We start from the raw sequence: 16,472 nt of genomic DNA, 5'->3' as shown, positions 1-16,472 counted from the left end.
CGACGGAGCGCCTATTCCAGCTCGTGCAGCATGAGCTGGCGGGCGGCCTCGGTGATCGAGCCGGACAGGCTCGGGTAGATCGTGATGGTCTGGGCCAGCTCGTTGACGGTGAGGTTGTTCTCCACCGCCATGGTGATCGGCAGGATCAGCTCGCTGGCCTTCGGCGCCACCACCACACCGCCGATCACCTGCCCGCTGGCCGGGCGGCAGAACAGCTTGACGAAGCCGTCGGCCAGGTCGTCCATCTTCGCGCGGGCGTTGCCGGACAGCGGCAGCATCACCTGGCGGGCCGGGGTCCGGCCGGCGTCCACCTCGTCCTGCGACACGCCGACGGTGGCCAGTTCCGGGTCGGTGAAGACGTTCGCCGCGACGGTACGCAGGCGCAGCGGTCGCACCGCCTCGCCCAGCGCGTGCCACATCGCGATCCGGCCCTGCATCGCCGCGACGCTCGCCAGCGGCAGCACGCCGGTGCAGTCGCCGGCCGCGTAGACGCCCGGCACGTTGGTGCGGGAGACCCGGTCGACCGTGACGTAGCCGCCCCGGGCCAGCTCGACACCGTACTCGGCCAGGCCCAGTTCGGCGGTGTTCGGGATCGAGCCGACCGCGATCAGCGCGTGCGAGCCGGTGACCTGCCGGCCGTCGGAGAGCAGCACCTCCACGCCGTCGCCGACCCGGTGAACCGCCTCGGCCCGGGAGTTGTTGAGGATGCTCATGCCCCGGTTGCGGAACACCCGCTCGATCGCCATCGCGGCGTCGGCGTCCTCGTGCGGCATCACCCGGTCCCGGCTGGAGACCAGCGTGACCCGGACGCCCATCGCCAGGTAGGCGCTGGCGAACTCGGCGCCGGTGACACCGGAGCCCACCACGATCAGGTGCTCGGGCAGCTCGGGCAGGTCGTACACCTGACGCCAGGTCAGGATGCGCTCCCCGTCGGGGAGCGCGGTGGGGAGCTGGCGCGGGGTCGCGCCGGTGGCGACCAGCACGGTGGCGGCGTCGATCGGGTACGGGGCCGCGCCGTCGGCGGGGGTGACGACCACCTGGTGGGTGTGGCCGAGCTTGTCCTCGCCGAGCCGTGCGGTCCCGGCGACGAACTCCACCCCGGCCTTGACCAACTTGGCGTGGATGTCGGCGGACTGGGCGAGGGCGAGCCGCTTGACCCGTTCGTGCACCGCCGGGGCGTCGACCGTGACCGCCTCCAGGCCGTCGGAGTGCACCCCGAACTCCTCGGTGTCCCGGTAGCCGGTGACCACTTCCGAGCTGGCGATGAAGGTCTTGGAGGGCACGCAGTCGGAGAGCACGCAGGCGCCGCCGGCGCCCTCCGCCTCGACCACGGTGACATCGGCGTCCAGCTGGGCGGCGACCAGCGCCGCCTCGTACCCGGCCGGTCCACCGCCGATGATCACGATCTGGCTCACAGAGCCATCCTTTCGTCCGTGCTCACAGTGACTTTCTTCTCCCCGTCGTGCCCGACACGCACCGTCGTATTCTCCCCCACCCGCCGACCGGGCTATCGTCGTCGCCGTGCGTCTCTACGCCGCTTACGGCTCAAACCTGGACCCCGCTCGCATGCGCGCCTACTGTCCGCATTCGCCGATGGTGGGCACCGGCTGGCTGGAGGGGTGGCGACTCACCTTCGCGGGCGAGGACGTCATCGGCTGGGAGGGCTCGGTCAGCACCGTGGTCGAGTCCCCGGGGGACCGGGTCTTCGTGGCGCTCTACGACATCCACCCGTACGACGCCGCCCAGCTCGACGAGATCGAGGGCGTGACCGCGGGGACCTACCGGAAGCTGACCGTCCGCGTCTCGACGCTGGACGGGGACGTGACCGCGTGGGTCTACGTCTTCGACGGCTACGAGGGCGGCCTGCCGACGTCGTGGTACCTGTCGGAGATCGCGAACGCGGCGGAGAAGGCGGGCGCGCCGGACGACTACGTCACCGAGCTGCGGTCCCGCCCCACCGGCACGGCGTCCGCGTAGCGCGTCTCCCACCCCGACAGTGTGCGCCGGTCGACCGGCCGCCCGCTCGCCGACCCCGGCCCGGGGGTCCCGGGTCACACCTCCGGGGCGGGCACGGTCCGCTCGTACATGTCGGTCCAGCGCTCCTCGACCAGCCCGACCGAGCGGTAGAGCGTGACCGGGGCGGTCGGGTTGGTCAGGTCCACACCCAGCCCGGCCCGGACGCGCCCCTTGGCGGCGTAGACCGCGAACGCCCGACGCAGCAGCGCCGCACCCACCCCACGCCGCCGGTGGGTGGGCAGCACGGACAGCGTCCGGACCCAGCCCGAGCCGTGCTCCACCGCCTGGTCGGAGGACTGCAACGCACCCGCCGGCTCGCCGTCGACCTCGGCCAGGAACCACTCGTCCCAGACCCTGCCGTACGCCGGGATCAGCTCCCGCCAACGCGCGAAGTCGAGCGGCTCGTAGTCGAGCGTGTCGCGGAACGCGGTGTCGTGGATCCGGTGGAACAGCCGCAGGTCGGCCTCGTCGTCGGGGCGCAGCGGCCGGACCGTCACCCCGGCCGGCGGGGCCGGCTCGGCCGGCAGGTCGGCCAGCGGGCGGCTCATCCGGACGTACCGCTTGACCCGGGTGAACCCGGCCGCCACCAGCTCGCCCGCCCAGCGGGTCTCCGGCGCGTACACGCCGGTGCGCGCGGTCAGCGCGGGCACGCCGCGCTCGGCGGCCCGTTCGGCGACCCGGTCGAGCAGCCGGGCCAGCAGCGGGGCGCGCAGCTCCGCCCCCCGGGCCGGGTCGACGAGCACGTCCACCCACTCCCGGCCCACGCCGGTCGGGTTGCTCAGGATCGACCAGGCCACCGCCGTCCCGTCGGGGTCGGTGACCAGCCAGGAGTCCCGGGCCGGGTCGACGAAGGGCGCGGTCAGCGCGTCCCGCACGTCGTCGGCGTCGAAGTCCGGGTGGCCCACCGCGAACGTGTCGGCGGCGTGCACCACTGCCAGGATCGCGGGGACGTCGTCGAGGGTGGGGCGGCGGGCCGTCCAGCCGGCGGGGAGCGTCACGCGGCCGATCCTGGCAGCCGGCCCGACCGTTCCGCCTCCCAATTATCCGCGCCGGGCGTGCCGCCGCGCGGCGGTGAGCAGTTCGACCAGCTCCGTGCCGGCGGCCGGACCGAGGACGTGGAACGCCGGGGACACCAGGCGGTCGGTGACCGCCTCGGCCCAGATCCGGCGGCGTACCAGTGGCCCGATCGGCGGGTACGGCGGGGCCCATCCGCACGCGGCGGCGCCCGCCTCCCCCTCCGGGCCGGCCAGCACCGCCTCCAGCGGGGTCAGCCCGGCGGCCCGCACCGCCAGCAGGTACGCCCCGGCGAAGTGCTCGCGCAGCAGCAGCAGGCCGACGGCCGCGCGGGCCCCGGCGGACGGGTCGGGCACCGGCATCGGCATCGCGCGCCAGGCGGCGAAGAGCGGCATGGCGCTGCCGTCCGCCGCGTCGACGGCCCGGCCGAGCAACCCGGCGAGCCGGGCCACGCCGGGTGCGTCGCCCAGCCGGGACGCGCCCCACCGGCAGCACTCGGCCAGGTTGGCGGCGGCCACCTCCAGCGGCGGCACCGTCCGCGCCGAGGCGTCCCACCCGTCCGCGACCGCTTCCGGGGCGATGAACCCGAGCGTCGCGGCCACCGTCTCGGCCCGGACGTCGCCGAGCGCGCCGGCCCGCCCGGTGATGTAGAAGGCCCACCCGGAGATGCCGAGCAGCCGGGCCCGGCGCAGCGTGGACGGGCAGCGGGAGAACGCCTCCCCGAGTTCCAGCACCAGTGGCTTGCTGGCGGCGACGACCTGCTCGGGAGTCATGGCCGGCCCGCCGTCCGTCCACCGTGGTCGTTCATCACGCTCAGTCTGCCCGGTCGTCACCGTCTTCGGCATCCCCCTCTTCGGCGTCGAGCGCCTCCAACACGGCCTCCACCTCGCCGGCCCGCCGCCGGGCGGCGGTGACCGTCCGTTCCGCGCCCCGACGGGCCAGCCGGGCCCGGCTCAGCTCCTGTTCGGCCACCGCCCGGCGGCGTTCCAGCTCGGCCAGCTCGGTCTCGATCCGGTCCAGCGCCGCGACACCGTCCCGTTCGGCCGCGCCCGCGCCGGCCAGTTCCTGTTCGGCCCGCTCCAGGTCCGTGTGGGCCTTCGCCAGCTCGCGGGTCGCCGCCCGCCGCCGGGCGGCCCGTTCGGCCCGCGCCGCCCGCTGGTCGCGGGCCCGCCGCGCCTCGGCCCGCGCGGTCGCCCCGTCCGGCCCGCCGGACCCACCCGCCCCGTCGGACCTACCCGCCCGCTCCGGCCCGCCGGACCCACCCGCCCGCTCCGGTACGCCGGCCGTGTCCTCGCCGCCGGTCACCAGCCGCAGCTGCGGGCGGGGTACCTCGCCGAACCCGGCGTAGTGGCTGGCCCGCAGCAGCCGGCCGGCGCGTACCTGCTCGGCCACCTCGGTGTCGGAGAGCGCGGCGTTGAGCGTCGCCTCCACCTCGCCCAGCGGCAGCTTCCCGGCGGGCGGCGCGGCGGGTTCGGCGGCGGCCAGCTTGCGCACCTCGGCGACCAGCGCGCCCACCACGGCGCGCCGCTGGGCGGAGAGTTCCCGCAGCTTGCCGCCGCGCAGGTCGCGTTGGGCGGCGCGGAGCGAGTCGGCGAGTTGGGCGAGGTCGGCGACCAACTCGGGTCGCCGGATCGCGAGCAGGTTGACCAGCCAGGCCGCGACCGTGGGGCGTCGCAGCCGGCCGATCTCCCGGGCGGTACGCGGATCGCCGGCCTCCCGCGCCTGCGCGACGGCGGCGTCCCGGGCCGCGACGAATCGGTCCGGCGGCGTGGCGTAGAGCCGCCGGATCAGGTCGACGGGAACGTCAGGCATCGATCCGTGTGCCCGGCTCCAGACGGCGGTAGTCGGTGCCGGACATCGCGGTGTACTGCTGGTCCAGCACCCCGAAGCCGTTGGCGTTGAGCAGCCCGTCGTGCAGCGCGTACGCGCGGCGTGGGGCGACCGCGCGGATGAAGTCGAGCACCTCGGAGAACTTCGACCAGGGCGCGTGGATCGGGGCGAACAGCGTGTCCACCCGGACGTCGTCGGGGGCGACCAACGCGTCGCCCGGGTGGTAGACCGTGTCGGCGAACAGGTAGCCCAGGTTCGGGATCACCGGGATGTCCGGGTGGATGACCGCGTGCTGCCCCCCGTACGCGCGCACCGGCACGCCGGCGGCGGTGAACGACTCACCGGGCGTGACCACGACGAGCGCCTCGGCGGCGTCGCCGAGCACGCCGGCGAGCGAGGCGGGGCCGTGCACCGGCACCGCCCGCCGCTCCAGCGCCCGGGTCAGCGCGGCGACGTCCACATGGTCCGGGTGCTCGTGGGTGACCAGCACCGCGTCCGCCCCGTCCAGCGCCCCGGCCGCGTCGCTGAAGACACCGGGGTCGACGACCAGCACTCCCCCGTCGTGCTCCAGCCGGAGGCAGGAGTGGGCGTACTTGGTGAGCCGCATCGTGACTCCTCCAATATCGAATCGTGACGTCCTCAGCGCAGTCTGCCGGAACCGGCGCGACCACGCGTCGCGTCCGAGGTATCGGTCCCGGCTGGCGGGGCCGACGACGATCGGAGCGGGGAATGGGCGGACGACGACTCCGGGGCGGGTCCCTGGTGGCGGTGGGCCTGGTCGCGATGCTGGCCGTGGGCGCGTGCAGCGCCGGCGGGGACAGCGGTGGGAGCAGCGGTGGCCGCGACGCGGCGGCGCCGGCGGCCGAGGGTGGGGCCGCGCAGGACCGGGACCAGGCGGCGCCGGGCGGGACCGGCGGCGCCGACCTGCGGGTGGACCAACGGTCCATCATCTACACCGGCACGATGCAGGTGCGGGTGGACGACGTGGACGCCGCGGCGCGGGAGGCGACCACGGCGGTCACCGCGGCCGGCGGCTTCGTCGGCGGGGACCGGCGGTCCAGTTCGTCGGCGGACGCCCGGGCGGTGCTGACCCTGCGGGTGCCGGCCGACAAGTTCGCCGGCGTGATCGACCAGCTCGCCGGCTACGGCCGGCAGGAGCGCCGGGAGATCCGCACCGAGGACGTCACCGAGCAGGTGGTCGACCTGGACGCCCGGATCGCCACCCAGCGGGCCCGGGTGGAGAGCGCCCGCAAGCTGCTCGCCCAGGCGAGTTCCGTGGACCAGCTCGTCACGTTGGAGAACGAGGTGGGCACCCGGCAGGCCGACCTGGCCGCGCTGGAGGCACGCAAGCGCCGGCTGGCCGACCTGACCGCGCTGTCCACCATCACCGTGACGTTCCTGGGCCGCGACGCCAGCACCGCCGAGGAGGGTGCCGACCTCGGCTTCCTCTCCGGGCTGGGCGGCGGCTGGGCGGTGTTCCTCACCTCGGTACGCGTGCTGCTCACCGTGCTCGGCGCCGTGCTGCCGTTCGCGGTGGTGATCGGCGTACCGCTGTGGTTGCTGCTGCGCTGGCGGCGGCGGGTGCGGGCCCGCCGGACGCCGCCGCCCGGCCGGTACCCGATGGGACCGCCGCCGGTCGGGCCGGGCGGCGGTCCGGTCAGCGCGCCGCCGCCAGTGCCCGCAGCGCGGTCTGGACCATGAGGCGTACGCCCGCCTCGATGGCGCGCTCGTCCACGTCGAAGGAGGCCCGGTGCAGGTCCATGTTGGGACCGTTCCGGCCGACGCCGAGGCGGGCGAGCGCGCCGGGCACGTGCTCCAGGTACCAGGAGAAGTCCTCGCCACCCATGCTCTGCGGCGTCTCGGCGATGCCCTCCGGCCCGAGCGCCGACGCGGTGGCCGCGGTGAGCACGCCGATGGCCCCGGCGTCGTTGGTCACCGGCGGGCGACCGCGCAGGTATTCCAGGTCGACGGTGGCGCCGGTGGGGGCGAGCACGTCCCGCACCACCTGGGCCACGATCTTGGGGGCCTGCTCCCAGGTCTCCCGGTCCATCACCCGCAGCGTGCCGGCGGCGGACGCCTCGGAGGGGATGACGTTGTAGCGGGTGCCGGCCGAGGCGTGGCCGAACACCAGCAGCAGCCCGCTGTTGGCCGGCACCCGGCGACTGATCAGCGTCGGCACCTCGGTGACCAGCCGGCCGAGCGCGTCGACCAGGTCGACGGTCAGGTGCGGCCGGGCGGTGTGCCCGCCCGGCCCGGTGAGCCGGACGGTGACGTTGTCGGCGGCGGCGGTGATCGGGCCGACCCGCAGGCCGACCTTGCCGACCGGCAGGTTCGGGTCGCAGTGCAGCGCGAAGATCTGCACCACGTCGTCGAGGCCACCGGCCTCGATGACCTCCAGCGAGCCGCAGGGCAGGATCTCCTCGGCCGGCTGGAAGATGAGCCGCACCCGGCCGTCCAGCTCGCCGAGGTCGGCGAGCTGGGCGAGCAGCATGCCGACGCCGAGCAGCACGGCGGTGTGCACGTCGTGGCCGCAGGCGTGGCAGACGCCGTCCACCGTCGAGCGGTACGGCACGTCCTTCGGGTCGCTGAGCGGCAGCGCGTCGATGTCGGCGCGGAGCGCGACCACCGGCCCGTCGGGGCGGCCGTCGATGTCGCAGATGACGCCGTTGCCCTTCGGCAGCAGGCGCGGGCTCAGCCCGGCGAGGGAGAGTTCCCGGTGCACCAGGGCGGCCGTCTCGAACTCCTCGCCGGACAGTTCCGGGTGGGAGTGGAGGTGACGGCGGGTCGCGATGAGGCCGGGTACCCGCAGCGCGAGCAGATGGTCGAGCTCGAAGGGCAGGGGCTGGGAACCGGTCGGCGCCTCGGGCCGGGACGACGCCAGCGGGCCGCCCGAGGGCAGCGTCAACGCACTCGTCACGTCGAATTCTCGATCACTTGAGAGGGATGGATCATCGGGCAGAACAGCAGACAGCCTAGACCCCCGACGGTGACGCTGCGCAACATCTTTCGCGTAGCGGTCGGACCGCGCAGCGTCACGAATGCCCTGGTGGGAGCGCTCGAATATCTGCGGGACAGCAGGTAGATCGTGGTCGGACGCGGTCATCTGCCCCCCACCTCCTACAACGCGTAACCGATTCATCGATTACCAAAAGCCGAGTCGTCGTTCCGAATTGTCGCATTAGTCGCGGCAATTAACTGCCACTCCGACAATTGCCCGACAACCGTCGGCTGCCGGGCGACTCCCGACGGTGACATGGCCGTCCGCTCATCGACCGCACATGCTGTCCGTCCCGTTCACCCGAACGGGTTACCCGCATTCCGAAACCGCACACCCGCCCCGGATGCGACGGCGGCCCGCGCCGGGCACCGAGGTGCCTCGGCGGGGCCGCCGTCACCGCCGTCTCAGAACCGGTCACTCGGTCGGTGGACCCCCCAGACCTCGCGCAACGTCCCGCAGACCTCGCCCACCGTGGCCCGGGCCCGCAACGCCTCCTTCATCGGATAGAGCACGTTCGCGTCACCCTCGGCCGCGGCGCGCAGCTCGGTCAACGCCCGCTCGACCGCTCCCGGGTCCCGCTCGGCGCGCAACCTGGCGAGCCGGTCGGCCTGGGCCGCCTCGATCGACGGGTCCACCCGCAACGGCTCGTACGGCTCCTCCTCGTCGACCCGGAACCGGTTCAGCCCGACCACCACCCGCTCGCCCGCGTCGATCTCCTGGGCGATCCGGTACGCGGACTGCTCGATCTCCCGCTTCTGGAAGCCGGCCTCGATGGCGTCCACCGCCGAGCCGTGGTCGAACACCCGGTCCATCAGCTCGACCGCCGCCGCCTCCAGCTCGTCGGTCATCGCCTCGATCACGTACGACCCGGCGAACGGGTCGACGGTGGCGGTGAGATCCGTCTCGTACGCCAGCACCTGCTGGGTCCGCAGCGCCAGCCGGGCCGCCTTCTCGGTGGGCAGCGCGATCGCCTCGTCGAAGCTGTTCGTGTGCAGCGACTGTGTGCCGCCGAGCACCGCGCCCAGGCCCTGCACCGCCACCCGGACCAGGTTGACCTCCGGCTGCTGCGCGGTGAGCTGCACGCCGGCGGTCTGGGTGTGGAACCGCAGCATCATCGACTTCGGGTTCTTCGCGCCGAAGTCGTCGCGCATCAGGCGGGCCCAGATGCGGCGGGCCGCGCGGAACTTGGCGACCTCCTCCAGCAGCGTGGTGCGGGCCACGAAGAAGAACGACAGCCGGGGCGCGAAGTCGTCCACGGCCAGCCCGGCCGCCAGCGCCGCCCGGACGTACTCCACGCCGTTGGCCAGCGTGAACGCGATCTCCTGCGCGGGCGACGCGCCGGCCTCGGCCATGTGGTAACCGGAGATGGAGATGGTGTTCCACTTCGGCACCTCGGCCCGGCAGTAGGCGAAGGTGTCGGCGACCAGCCGCAGCGAGGGCTTCGGCGGGAAGATGTACGTCCCCCGCGCGATGTACTCCTTGAGGATGTCGTTCTGGATGGTGCCGTTGAGCGCCCCGCCCGGCACCCCGGTCTCCTCCGCCACGAGCTGGTAGAGCAGCAACAGCACCGAGCCGGGGGCGTTGATGGTCATCGAGGTGGAGACCTTGTCCAGCGGGATGCCGCCGAAGAGCGTGCGCATGTCCTCGATGGAGTCGATCGCGACGCCGACCTTGCCCACCTCGCCGTGCGCGATCGGGTCGTCGGAGTCGTACCCCATCTGGGTGGGCAGGTCGAACGCGACCGACAGGCCCATGGTGCCGGCCCGCAGGAGCTGGTGATAGCGCGCGTTGCTCTCGGTGGCGGTGCCGAAGCCGGCGTACTGCCGCATGGTCCACGGCCGGGACGTGTACATCGTCGGGTAGACCCCGCGGGTGTACGGGTACTCGCCCGGCTCACCGAGTCGGGCGTCCAGGTCCGCCGGAAGGTCGGCCGCCGTGTAGACGCCCTTGATCGGGAAACCCGACTCGCTTGACCGCGCATCACTCATTACCGGATGGTAGGACGCGGCTGCCGCCCGGTGGGTGAGGGATACCGCACACCGGCGCCGGCGGCCCACCGGAGGTGAGTAGCTGGCCACATACCGTCGAGTAGGTAAACGCCCGCCGCGTCGGGTTTCGCATCGGGCGTCGGAACCAGCAAGATAGAGGGGTTGTGTCCCAGCCCCCTCGATATCCCCCGGTGGCTTTTCTGTGACTCAGATTCCGACGTGGAGCGGCGGACCGGCCAGTCCCCCCACTGGACGCGCGGCGCCCGGCACCACCATCGGTGGTCGCTACTCGCTGCGATCCCCGGTGGGCAACGGCGGCATGGGCACGGTCTGGCGGGCCACAGACACACTTCTGCGCCGCGACGTGGCGGTCAAGGAGGTCGTCCTCCCGCCGGGGCTCGCCCCCAGCGACCGCGACGCGCTCTACGAACGGACGCTGCGCGAGGCCCGCGCCGCCGCCGCGATCCAGCACCCGGCCGTGGTGCAGGTGTACGACGTGGTCACCGAGGGTGGCCGGCCGTGGATCGTGATGGAGCTGCTGGACGCCCGCAGCCTGGCCGACATGGTCATCGAGGACGGGCCGGTCGCGCCGCGTGCGGTCGCCAAGATCGGCATCGCGCTGCTCGGCGCGCTGGAGGTGGCCCACGCGCTCAGCGTCCTGCACCGCGACGTCAAGCCGGCCAACGTGCTGATCTGCTCCGACGGGCGCTGCGTGCTGACCGACTTCGGCGTCGCCCGGATGCCCACCGACGTGCAGCTCACCACGCCCGGCATGGTGCTCGGCTCGCCGCACTTCATCTCCCCCGAGCGGGCCATGGGCCAGGAGTTCGGCCCGCCCAGCGACCTGTTCTCGCTCGGCGTGACGCTCTACACCGCGGTCGAGGGCCGGCCCCCGTTCGACAAGGGCGACCCGATCGAGACCATGCACGCCGTGGTCGAGGACCCGCCCGCCACGCCGCAGCGCAGCGGCCCGCTCACCGGCGTGCTGATGGGCCTGCTGGAGAAGGACCCGGCCCGCCGCCTCGACGTGCACCGGGCCCGGGCCATGCTGCGCGAGCTGCTCGCCGGCCCGCTGACCAGCACCGCCACCGCGGTCAACTCGGTCACCGACCCGTACGCGGTGGTGCCGGTGCCGCGCCCGACCACGCCGCCGCCGGCCGCGCCGGAGCCGAAGCCCAGCGGGCAGATCGGCGGCCGGGCGATGATCGGCCCGAGCGAGTCGCTCACCGACCGGCTCGCCGCGCTGCGGCGCGGGGAGCGCCCCGCCGCGAAGCCGGCGACCGGCGCCGCGGCGCTCGACGAGACGAGCGCCGACGCGCTCGCCGGCCCGCTGCACACGCCGACCGGCGCGATGTCCGGGCCGGACGCCCCCGAGGCCACCCAGCCCATCTCGTCGTCGGACACCACGGTCCGCTTCGGCCAGGGCGCGGGCACGGACGCCACCCAGCGTGTCGCCACCGGCCCGCCGGCCACCTACGGCGGCAACGCCGACGCCACCCAGCCGGTGTACGGCGGCGGCGCGCAGTGGTCGGTGCCGGGCACCGGCCAGCCGTGGACCACGCCGGCCACCGCGCCGGTCGCGGACGGGGGCCGGCCTTCGGGGCTGCTCGGCAAGGTCAAGGCGTGGCCCCGCAAGGTCCAGCTCGCCGCCGCCGGTGGCCTGGCGGTGGTGCTGCTGGTGAGCGTGATCGCGCTGACCAGCGGCGGCGGTGACGACGCGCCACCGCCGATCGTGGGCACGCTGCCGTCGAACTCGGCCGCCGCCGCGCCGGAGATGCAGGAGCAGACCGTCAAGGGCATCACCATCCAGGTGCCGAAGGGCTGGCAGCGGCAGACCGGCGGCCTTTACGTCGACTACGTCGACCCGAACGACGAGGGTCGCAAGGTGCGGGTCATCGCGGAGGAGTGGGGCGGCACCTCGATCAGTTGGGCCGAGTTCGCCTCACGCAACCTGAAGAAGAACAGCGCCAAGAGCAAGAACTGCCCGGCCCCGTACACCGAGGTGTCGGTCTCCGAGCAGCCACTCGCCGGCCAGACCGCGGGCCAGGTCGAATACACCTGCGGCGAGGGCGACGCCATGCGGCACGGCATCTGGCGAGGGCTGGTCAAGGACGGCAAGGTCTACTCGTTCTACCTCTCCTCCACCGACGCGCGGTTCGCCGAGAGTAAGCCGATCTTCGACGCGATGGCCGGTTCGTTCCAGCTCACGGCCGACAACTGAATCGAGGCCGACGACCGGTGGTGATCCGCCGCCGTGCTATCAAGAGGCCATGGCGGCGGACACCACTGACCTTGACGACCTTCGCGGCCGAGCCGAGCGCTGGCTCGCCGACGACCCCGACCCGGCCGACCGGGACGAGCTGCGCGCCGTCCTCGACGGGCTGCCCGGCACGGCCGCCGAGCTGGCCGACCGGTTCGCCGGCCCGCTGACGTTCGGCACCGCCGGCCTGCGCGGCCCGCTGCGCGCCGGGCCCAACGGGATGAACCTGGCCGTGGTCACCCGGGCCGCCGCCGGGCTGGTCGGCTGGCTCGCCGCCCAGGGCGGCGAGGGCCCGCTGGTGATCGGGTACGACGCCCGGCGCGGCTCCCGCGCGTTCGCCGAGCGCACCGCCCAGGTGGCCACCGGCGCGGGCCGGCCGGCGCTGCTGCTGCCCCGCCCGCTGCCCACGCCGGTGCTGGCGTTCGCGGTCCGGCAGCTCGGCGCCGTCGCCGGCGTGATGGTCACCGCCAGCCACAACCCGCCGCAGGACAACGGCTACAAGGTGTACCTGGGTGCGCAGCTCGGCGGTGAGCTGGGCGCGGGGGCGCAGATCGTGCCGCCGGCCGACGCCGGTATCGAGGCCGCGATCCGGGCGGTCGGCCCGCTCGCCCGGGTGCCGCTCGGCCCGGCCGGCCAGGTGCTCGGTGACGACCTGGTCGCCGCGTACGTGGACCGGGCCGCCGCGGTGGTGGACCCGGCCGGCCCACGCGACCTGAGGGTGGCGTACACGCCGCTGCACGGGGTGGGCGCGGCGGTGCTGACCGCCGCGTTCGCGCGGGCCGGCTTCGGCGTGCCCGGGGTGGTGCCCGAGCAGGCGGAACCGGATCCGGCGTTCCCGACCGTCAACTTCCCCAACCCGGAGGAGCCGGGCGCGGTGGACCTGCTGGTCGCGCTCGCCGACCGCACCGGCGCGGACCTGGCGATCGCCAACGACCCGGACGCGGACCGGTGCGCGGTGGCCGTACGCGATGCCGGGTCCTGGCGGATGCTGCGCGGCGACGAGGTGGGCGCGCTGCTCGCCGACCACCTGATGCGGCGCGGCGTGACCGGCCTGTACGCCACCACCATCGTCTCGTCGACGCTGCTGCGGGCGATGGCCGAGGCGCGCGGGCTGCCCTACGACGAGACGTTGACCGGGTTCAAGTGGATCGTCCGGGCCGGCGGCGGCCGGGAGCCGCTGGTGTACGGCTACGAGGAGGCGCTGGGCTACTGCGTCGCGCCGGGGCACGTGCGGGACAAGGACGGCATCACCGCCGCGCTGACCGTCGCCGAACTGGCCGCCGGCCTCAGGGCCCAGGGCCGGACGCTCACCGACCGGCTGGACGAGCTGGCCGCCGAGTTCGGCGTGCACCACACCGACCAGCTCTCGGTGCGGGTGGAGGACCTGCGGGTGATCGCGGACGCGATGGCGCGGATCCGGGCGGCCACCCCGACGTCGCTGCTCGGGCAGCCGGTCGCCGAGGCATCCGACCTGCTTCCCGAGGCGGACGTGGTGATCCTGCGCACCGACGCCGCCCGGGTGGTCATCCGGCCCTCCGGCACCGAGCCGAAGCTGAAGGCGTACCTGGAGGTGGTGGCACCGGTGACCGACGGCGACGTGCCGGCGGCCCGCAGCCGCGCCCGGGCGGCCGTCACCGAGCTGCGCACCGAGATCGCCGCCGCGCTCGGCCTCTGCCCGTGACAGGGGCAAGGAGGGGCCCTTCTTAACCCCCGAGGGTGAGAAGGGGCCCCTCCTATACCGGAGGCGTTAAGAAGGGGCCCTTCCTTACCGTTTGCCGAGGGCGGCGTCGACCGCCTGGCCCAGCGCGACGATCACCAAGCTGATCGAGGGGCGTACCACGCTGTCGTCCAGGCTCACCGTGCCGGAGAAGCCGGCGCCGGCCGCGATCTCCTCCAGGCGCTTGCCGGCGTCGTCCGCGTCGGCGCCGGTGAGCCCGAGCGCCGGTTCCATCCGCAGCACCGCGACCAGCGTGGCGAGCGCGGCGGTCCGCTCGTCCGGGAGCTGCCCGCTGGTCAGCGCGTCGGCCAGCCGCCGTCGGATGTCCGCCTCGACCGAGGCGTCCGCCACCGGGTAGCGGTGCACGTGGATGAAGCCCAGCTCGGTCTCGTCGACGTCGCGGACCACGCCGCGTTCGCAGAGGTCGCCGAGGATCTTGTCGCGCAGCCCGTGCCGCAGGCGCTGCACCCAGGACGACGGCGTGTGCGGGGTGTCCGCGGCCATCTTGGCGAGCACCGCGTCCGCGATCGGCTCGCCGGTCGGCGCCGGGTCGACCACCGCGAGGTTCCCGTCCGCGTACGCGATCCGGCCGGCCAGGGCCAGCTCGACCAGCACCGCCGCGGCCATGCCCAGGTCCAGGCTGATCCGGGGCATGGCGGCCTTGCCGGATTCGTCGTCATACGCGAGGAGGAGCAACTCCTCGGCGAGCGCAACACCAGTCATGGCCCGGAACGCTAGCGCCTCCCCGCACCCCGCGCACCAACTCGCCGGGGTCGCGTCCCCCGGGTCGCCTGATTCACGGAAAGCGGGCCTTTCCGAGGGGAAATGCGCCCTCTTTCCGTGAATCAGCGACAACCCGGGCGTCAGAAGCGGGGCATTCCGCCGAACTGGCGGTCGCCGGCGTCGCCGAGGCCGGGGACGATGAACATCTTGTCGTTCAGGCCCTCGTCGATCGACGCGGTGACCAGGCGCAGCGGCAGGCCGCTCCGCTCCAGCCGCTCGATGCCGACCGGGGCGGCCAGCACGCAGAGCACGGTGATGTCGGTGCAGCCCCGGTCGGCGAGCAGCCGGCAGCAGTGCTCCAGCGAGCCGCCGGTGGCCAGCATCGGGTCGAGCACCAGCACCGGCAGGCCGCTGAGATCCCGGGGCAGCGACTCCATGTACGCCCGCGGCTCGTACGTCTCCTCGTCGCGGGCCAGGCCCACGAAGCCCATCGACGACTCGGGCACCAGGGCGAGCGCGGCGTCGGCCATGCCGAGCCCGGCCCGCAGCACCGGCACGAGCAGCGGCGGGTTGGCCAGCCGGGTGCCCTCGGTGGCGGTGACCGGGGTCTGGATCGAGTAGTTCTCGACGGGGAAGGAGCGTGCGGCCTCGTACACCAGCATGGTGGTGAGTTCGCGCAGCGCCGCCCGGAACGACGAGGAGTCGGTCCGGGCGTCCCGCATGGCGGTCAGCCGCGTCTGGGCGAGCGGATGGTCAATGACGGTTACGTCCACGATCGCTCAACCTACCGGTCCCCGGCCGGTGGCACGGCGGGTGCGGCCCGACCAGCGATGCCGCTCACGTGTGCCGAATGCGACCCGTTGGCCGTGACCAAGATCACTCGACTCGCAGGTGCGTACTATTCGGGGCATGACGGCGACAGCGACGTCGGCCCGGTCGGACCTCTCCGAGCTGGGACGATCCGAGACCGCTCTGCGGAACTTCCTGCACGGCCTACCGGGCGTGGACCAGGTCGGCGCGGAGCAGCGGGCGGCCCAGCTCGGCACCCGCTCCATCAAGACCACGGCCAAGGCCGAGGCGATCGACCTGGCCATCCGGATGGTCGACCTGACCACCCTCGAAGGGGCCGACACCCCGGGCAAGGTGCGGGCGCTGGCGGCCAAGGCGCTGCGCCCCGACCCGGCCGACCCGTCCTGCCCGCACGTCGGCGCGGTCTGCGTCTACCCGGCGATGGTCCCGTACGTGGCCGAGGTGCTGCGCGGCAGCGATGCCGGCTCCGGGCGGCCATCCGGCGGACCGGGACACGCGCCGGCCGGAGTCGGCACTGTGCACCTGGCCAGCGTGGCGACCTCGTTCCCGTCCGGGCAGGCCCCGTTGGAGATCAAGCTCGCCGACGTCCGGGCGGCCGTCGAGGCCGGCGCGGACGAGATCGACATGGTGATCAACCGGGGCGCGTTCCTGGCCGGCCGCTACGGCGAGGTGTACGACGAGATCGTGGCCACCAAGTCCGCCTGCGGGGACGCCCACCTCAAGGTGATCCTGGAGACCGGCGAGCTGGCCACCTACGACAACGTGCGGCGCGCGTCCTGGCTCGCCATGCTGGCCGGCGGCGACTTCATCAAGACCTCCACCGGCAAGGTCCCGGTCGCGGCGACGCTGCCGGTGACGCTGGTGATGCTGGAGGCGGTCCGCGACTTCCGCGCCGCCACCGGGCGGCAGGTCGGCGTGAAGCCGGCCGGCGGCATCAAGAACACCAAGGACGCGATCAAGTACCTGGTCATGGTCAACGAGACGGTCGGCGCCGACTGGCTCCACCCGGACTGGTTCCGGTTCGGCGCGTCCAGCCTGCTCAACGACCTGCTGATGCAGCGCACCAAGCTGACGACCGGCGTCTACGCCGGCCCCGACTACTTCACCCTGGACTGA

At 73.8% G+C, this 16,472-nt stretch carries 14 protein-coding genes; 5 read left to right on the top strand and 9 right to left on the bottom strand.

From position 1 onward, the window contains the following. Positions 1–11: 11 nt before the first annotated feature. Positions 12–1,415 carry an NAD(P)H-quinone dehydrogenase gene (locus tag ACIA6B_RS13055; RefSeq protein ID WP_396772990.1) on the bottom strand — a complete coding sequence of 468 codons (1,404 nt, stop codon included), beginning with the start codon at positions 1,413–1,415 and terminating at the stop codon, positions 12–14. 106 nt (positions 1,416–1,521) lie between these two features. On the opposite strand from ACIA6B_RS13055, the gene ACIA6B_RS13050 reads away from it, so the two are divergent. After that, positions 1,522–1,977, top strand: a complete 456-nt coding sequence (locus ACIA6B_RS13050; RefSeq protein ID WP_091670050.1) for a gamma-glutamylcyclotransferase — start codon at positions 1,522–1,524, stop codon at positions 1,975–1,977. Positions 1,978–2,051: 74 nt separating this feature from the next. On the opposite strand, the gene ACIA6B_RS13045 is transcribed toward ACIA6B_RS13050, so the two are convergent. Genes ACIA6B_RS13045 through ACIA6B_RS13030 form a run of 4 tightly spaced genes read right to left on the bottom strand, consistent with a single transcriptional unit; the run spans position 2,052 to position 5,467 of the window. Then, positions 2,052–3,014, bottom strand: coding sequence for a GNAT family N-acetyltransferase (locus ACIA6B_RS13045; protein WP_396772988.1), 963 nt, complete (start codon positions 3,012–3,014; stop codon positions 2,052–2,054). A gap of 42 nt (positions 3,015–3,056) precedes the next feature. Continuing rightward, a complete protein-coding gene (locus ACIA6B_RS13040; protein ID WP_396772986.1) occupies positions 3,057–3,803 on the bottom strand; it encodes a hypothetical protein in 747 nt (248 codons plus the stop codon). A gap of 40 nt (positions 3,804–3,843) precedes the next feature. Then, positions 3,844–4,842 carry a hypothetical protein gene (locus ACIA6B_RS13035; protein ID WP_396772984.1) on the bottom strand — a complete coding sequence of 333 codons (999 nt, stop codon included), beginning with the start codon at positions 4,840–4,842 and terminating at the stop codon, positions 3,844–3,846. Continuing rightward, on the bottom strand, positions 4,835–5,467 hold the full coding sequence (locus ACIA6B_RS13030; protein WP_396772982.1) for an MBL fold metallo-hydrolase: 633 nt from the start codon (positions 5,465–5,467) through the stop codon (positions 4,835–4,837). The genes ACIA6B_RS13035 and ACIA6B_RS13030 overlap by 8 nt, the downstream gene beginning before the upstream one ends. Before the next feature lie 122 nt (positions 5,468–5,589). On the opposite strand from ACIA6B_RS13030, the gene ACIA6B_RS13025 reads away from it, so the two are divergent. Then, positions 5,590–6,561 (top strand): DUF4349 domain-containing protein, encoded by a 972-nt coding sequence (locus ACIA6B_RS13025; protein ID WP_396772980.1) that lies wholly within the window; start codon positions 5,590–5,592, stop codon positions 6,559–6,561. On the opposite strand, the gene ACIA6B_RS13020 is transcribed toward ACIA6B_RS13025, so the two are convergent. Both ACIA6B_RS13020 and ACIA6B_RS13015 read right to left on the bottom strand, forming a co-directional pair. After that, a complete protein-coding gene (locus ACIA6B_RS13020) occupies positions 6,518–7,777 on the bottom strand; it encodes an amidohydrolase (RefSeq protein ID WP_396772978.1) in 1,260 nt (419 codons plus the stop codon). The genes ACIA6B_RS13025 and ACIA6B_RS13020 overlap by 44 nt on opposite strands. Before the next feature lie 485 nt (positions 7,778–8,262). Next, a complete protein-coding gene (locus ACIA6B_RS13015; protein WP_396772976.1) occupies positions 8,263–9,846 on the bottom strand; it encodes a methylmalonyl-CoA mutase in 1,584 nt (527 codons plus the stop codon). Positions 9,847–10,048: 202 nt separating this feature from the next. Between ACIA6B_RS13015 and ACIA6B_RS13010 the strand changes: the two genes are divergently transcribed. Further along, on the top strand, positions 10,049–12,067 hold the full coding sequence (locus ACIA6B_RS13010; protein ID WP_396772974.1) for a serine/threonine-protein kinase: 2,019 nt from the start codon (positions 10,049–10,051) through the stop codon (positions 12,065–12,067). A gap of 49 nt (positions 12,068–12,116) precedes the next feature. Then, on the top strand, positions 12,117–13,787 hold the full coding sequence (locus ACIA6B_RS13005; RefSeq protein ID WP_396772972.1) for a phospho-sugar mutase: 1,671 nt from the start codon (positions 12,117–12,119) through the stop codon (positions 13,785–13,787). An 84-nt stretch (positions 13,788–13,871) separates the two neighbouring features. Here the strand turns inward: ACIA6B_RS13005 and ACIA6B_RS13000 are convergent, their stop codons facing one another. Continuing rightward, on the bottom strand, positions 13,872–14,546 hold the full coding sequence (locus ACIA6B_RS13000) for a GPP34 family phosphoprotein (protein ID WP_396772970.1): 675 nt from the start codon (positions 14,544–14,546) through the stop codon (positions 13,872–13,874). A 140-nt stretch (positions 14,547–14,686) separates the two neighbouring features. Continuing rightward, entirely contained in the window at positions 14,687–15,319 is a 633-nt protein-coding gene (upp, locus tag ACIA6B_RS12995) for a uracil phosphoribosyltransferase (protein WP_396772968.1), read from the bottom strand. A 136-nt stretch (positions 15,320–15,455) separates the two neighbouring features. Here upp and deoC point away from each other — a divergent pair, with 136 nt between their 5' ends. Next, complete coding sequence (deoC, locus tag ACIA6B_RS12990) at positions 15,456–16,472, top strand: deoxyribose-phosphate aldolase (protein ID WP_396772966.1); 1,017 nt, start codon at positions 15,456–15,458, stop codon at positions 16,470–16,472.

The organism is Micromonospora sp. NPDC051141 (assembly GCF_044455765.1).
GTDB lineage: Bacteria > Actinomycetota > Actinomycetes > Mycobacteriales > Micromonosporaceae > Micromonospora.
This window is presented reverse-complemented; position numbering and strand designations above follow the sequence as displayed.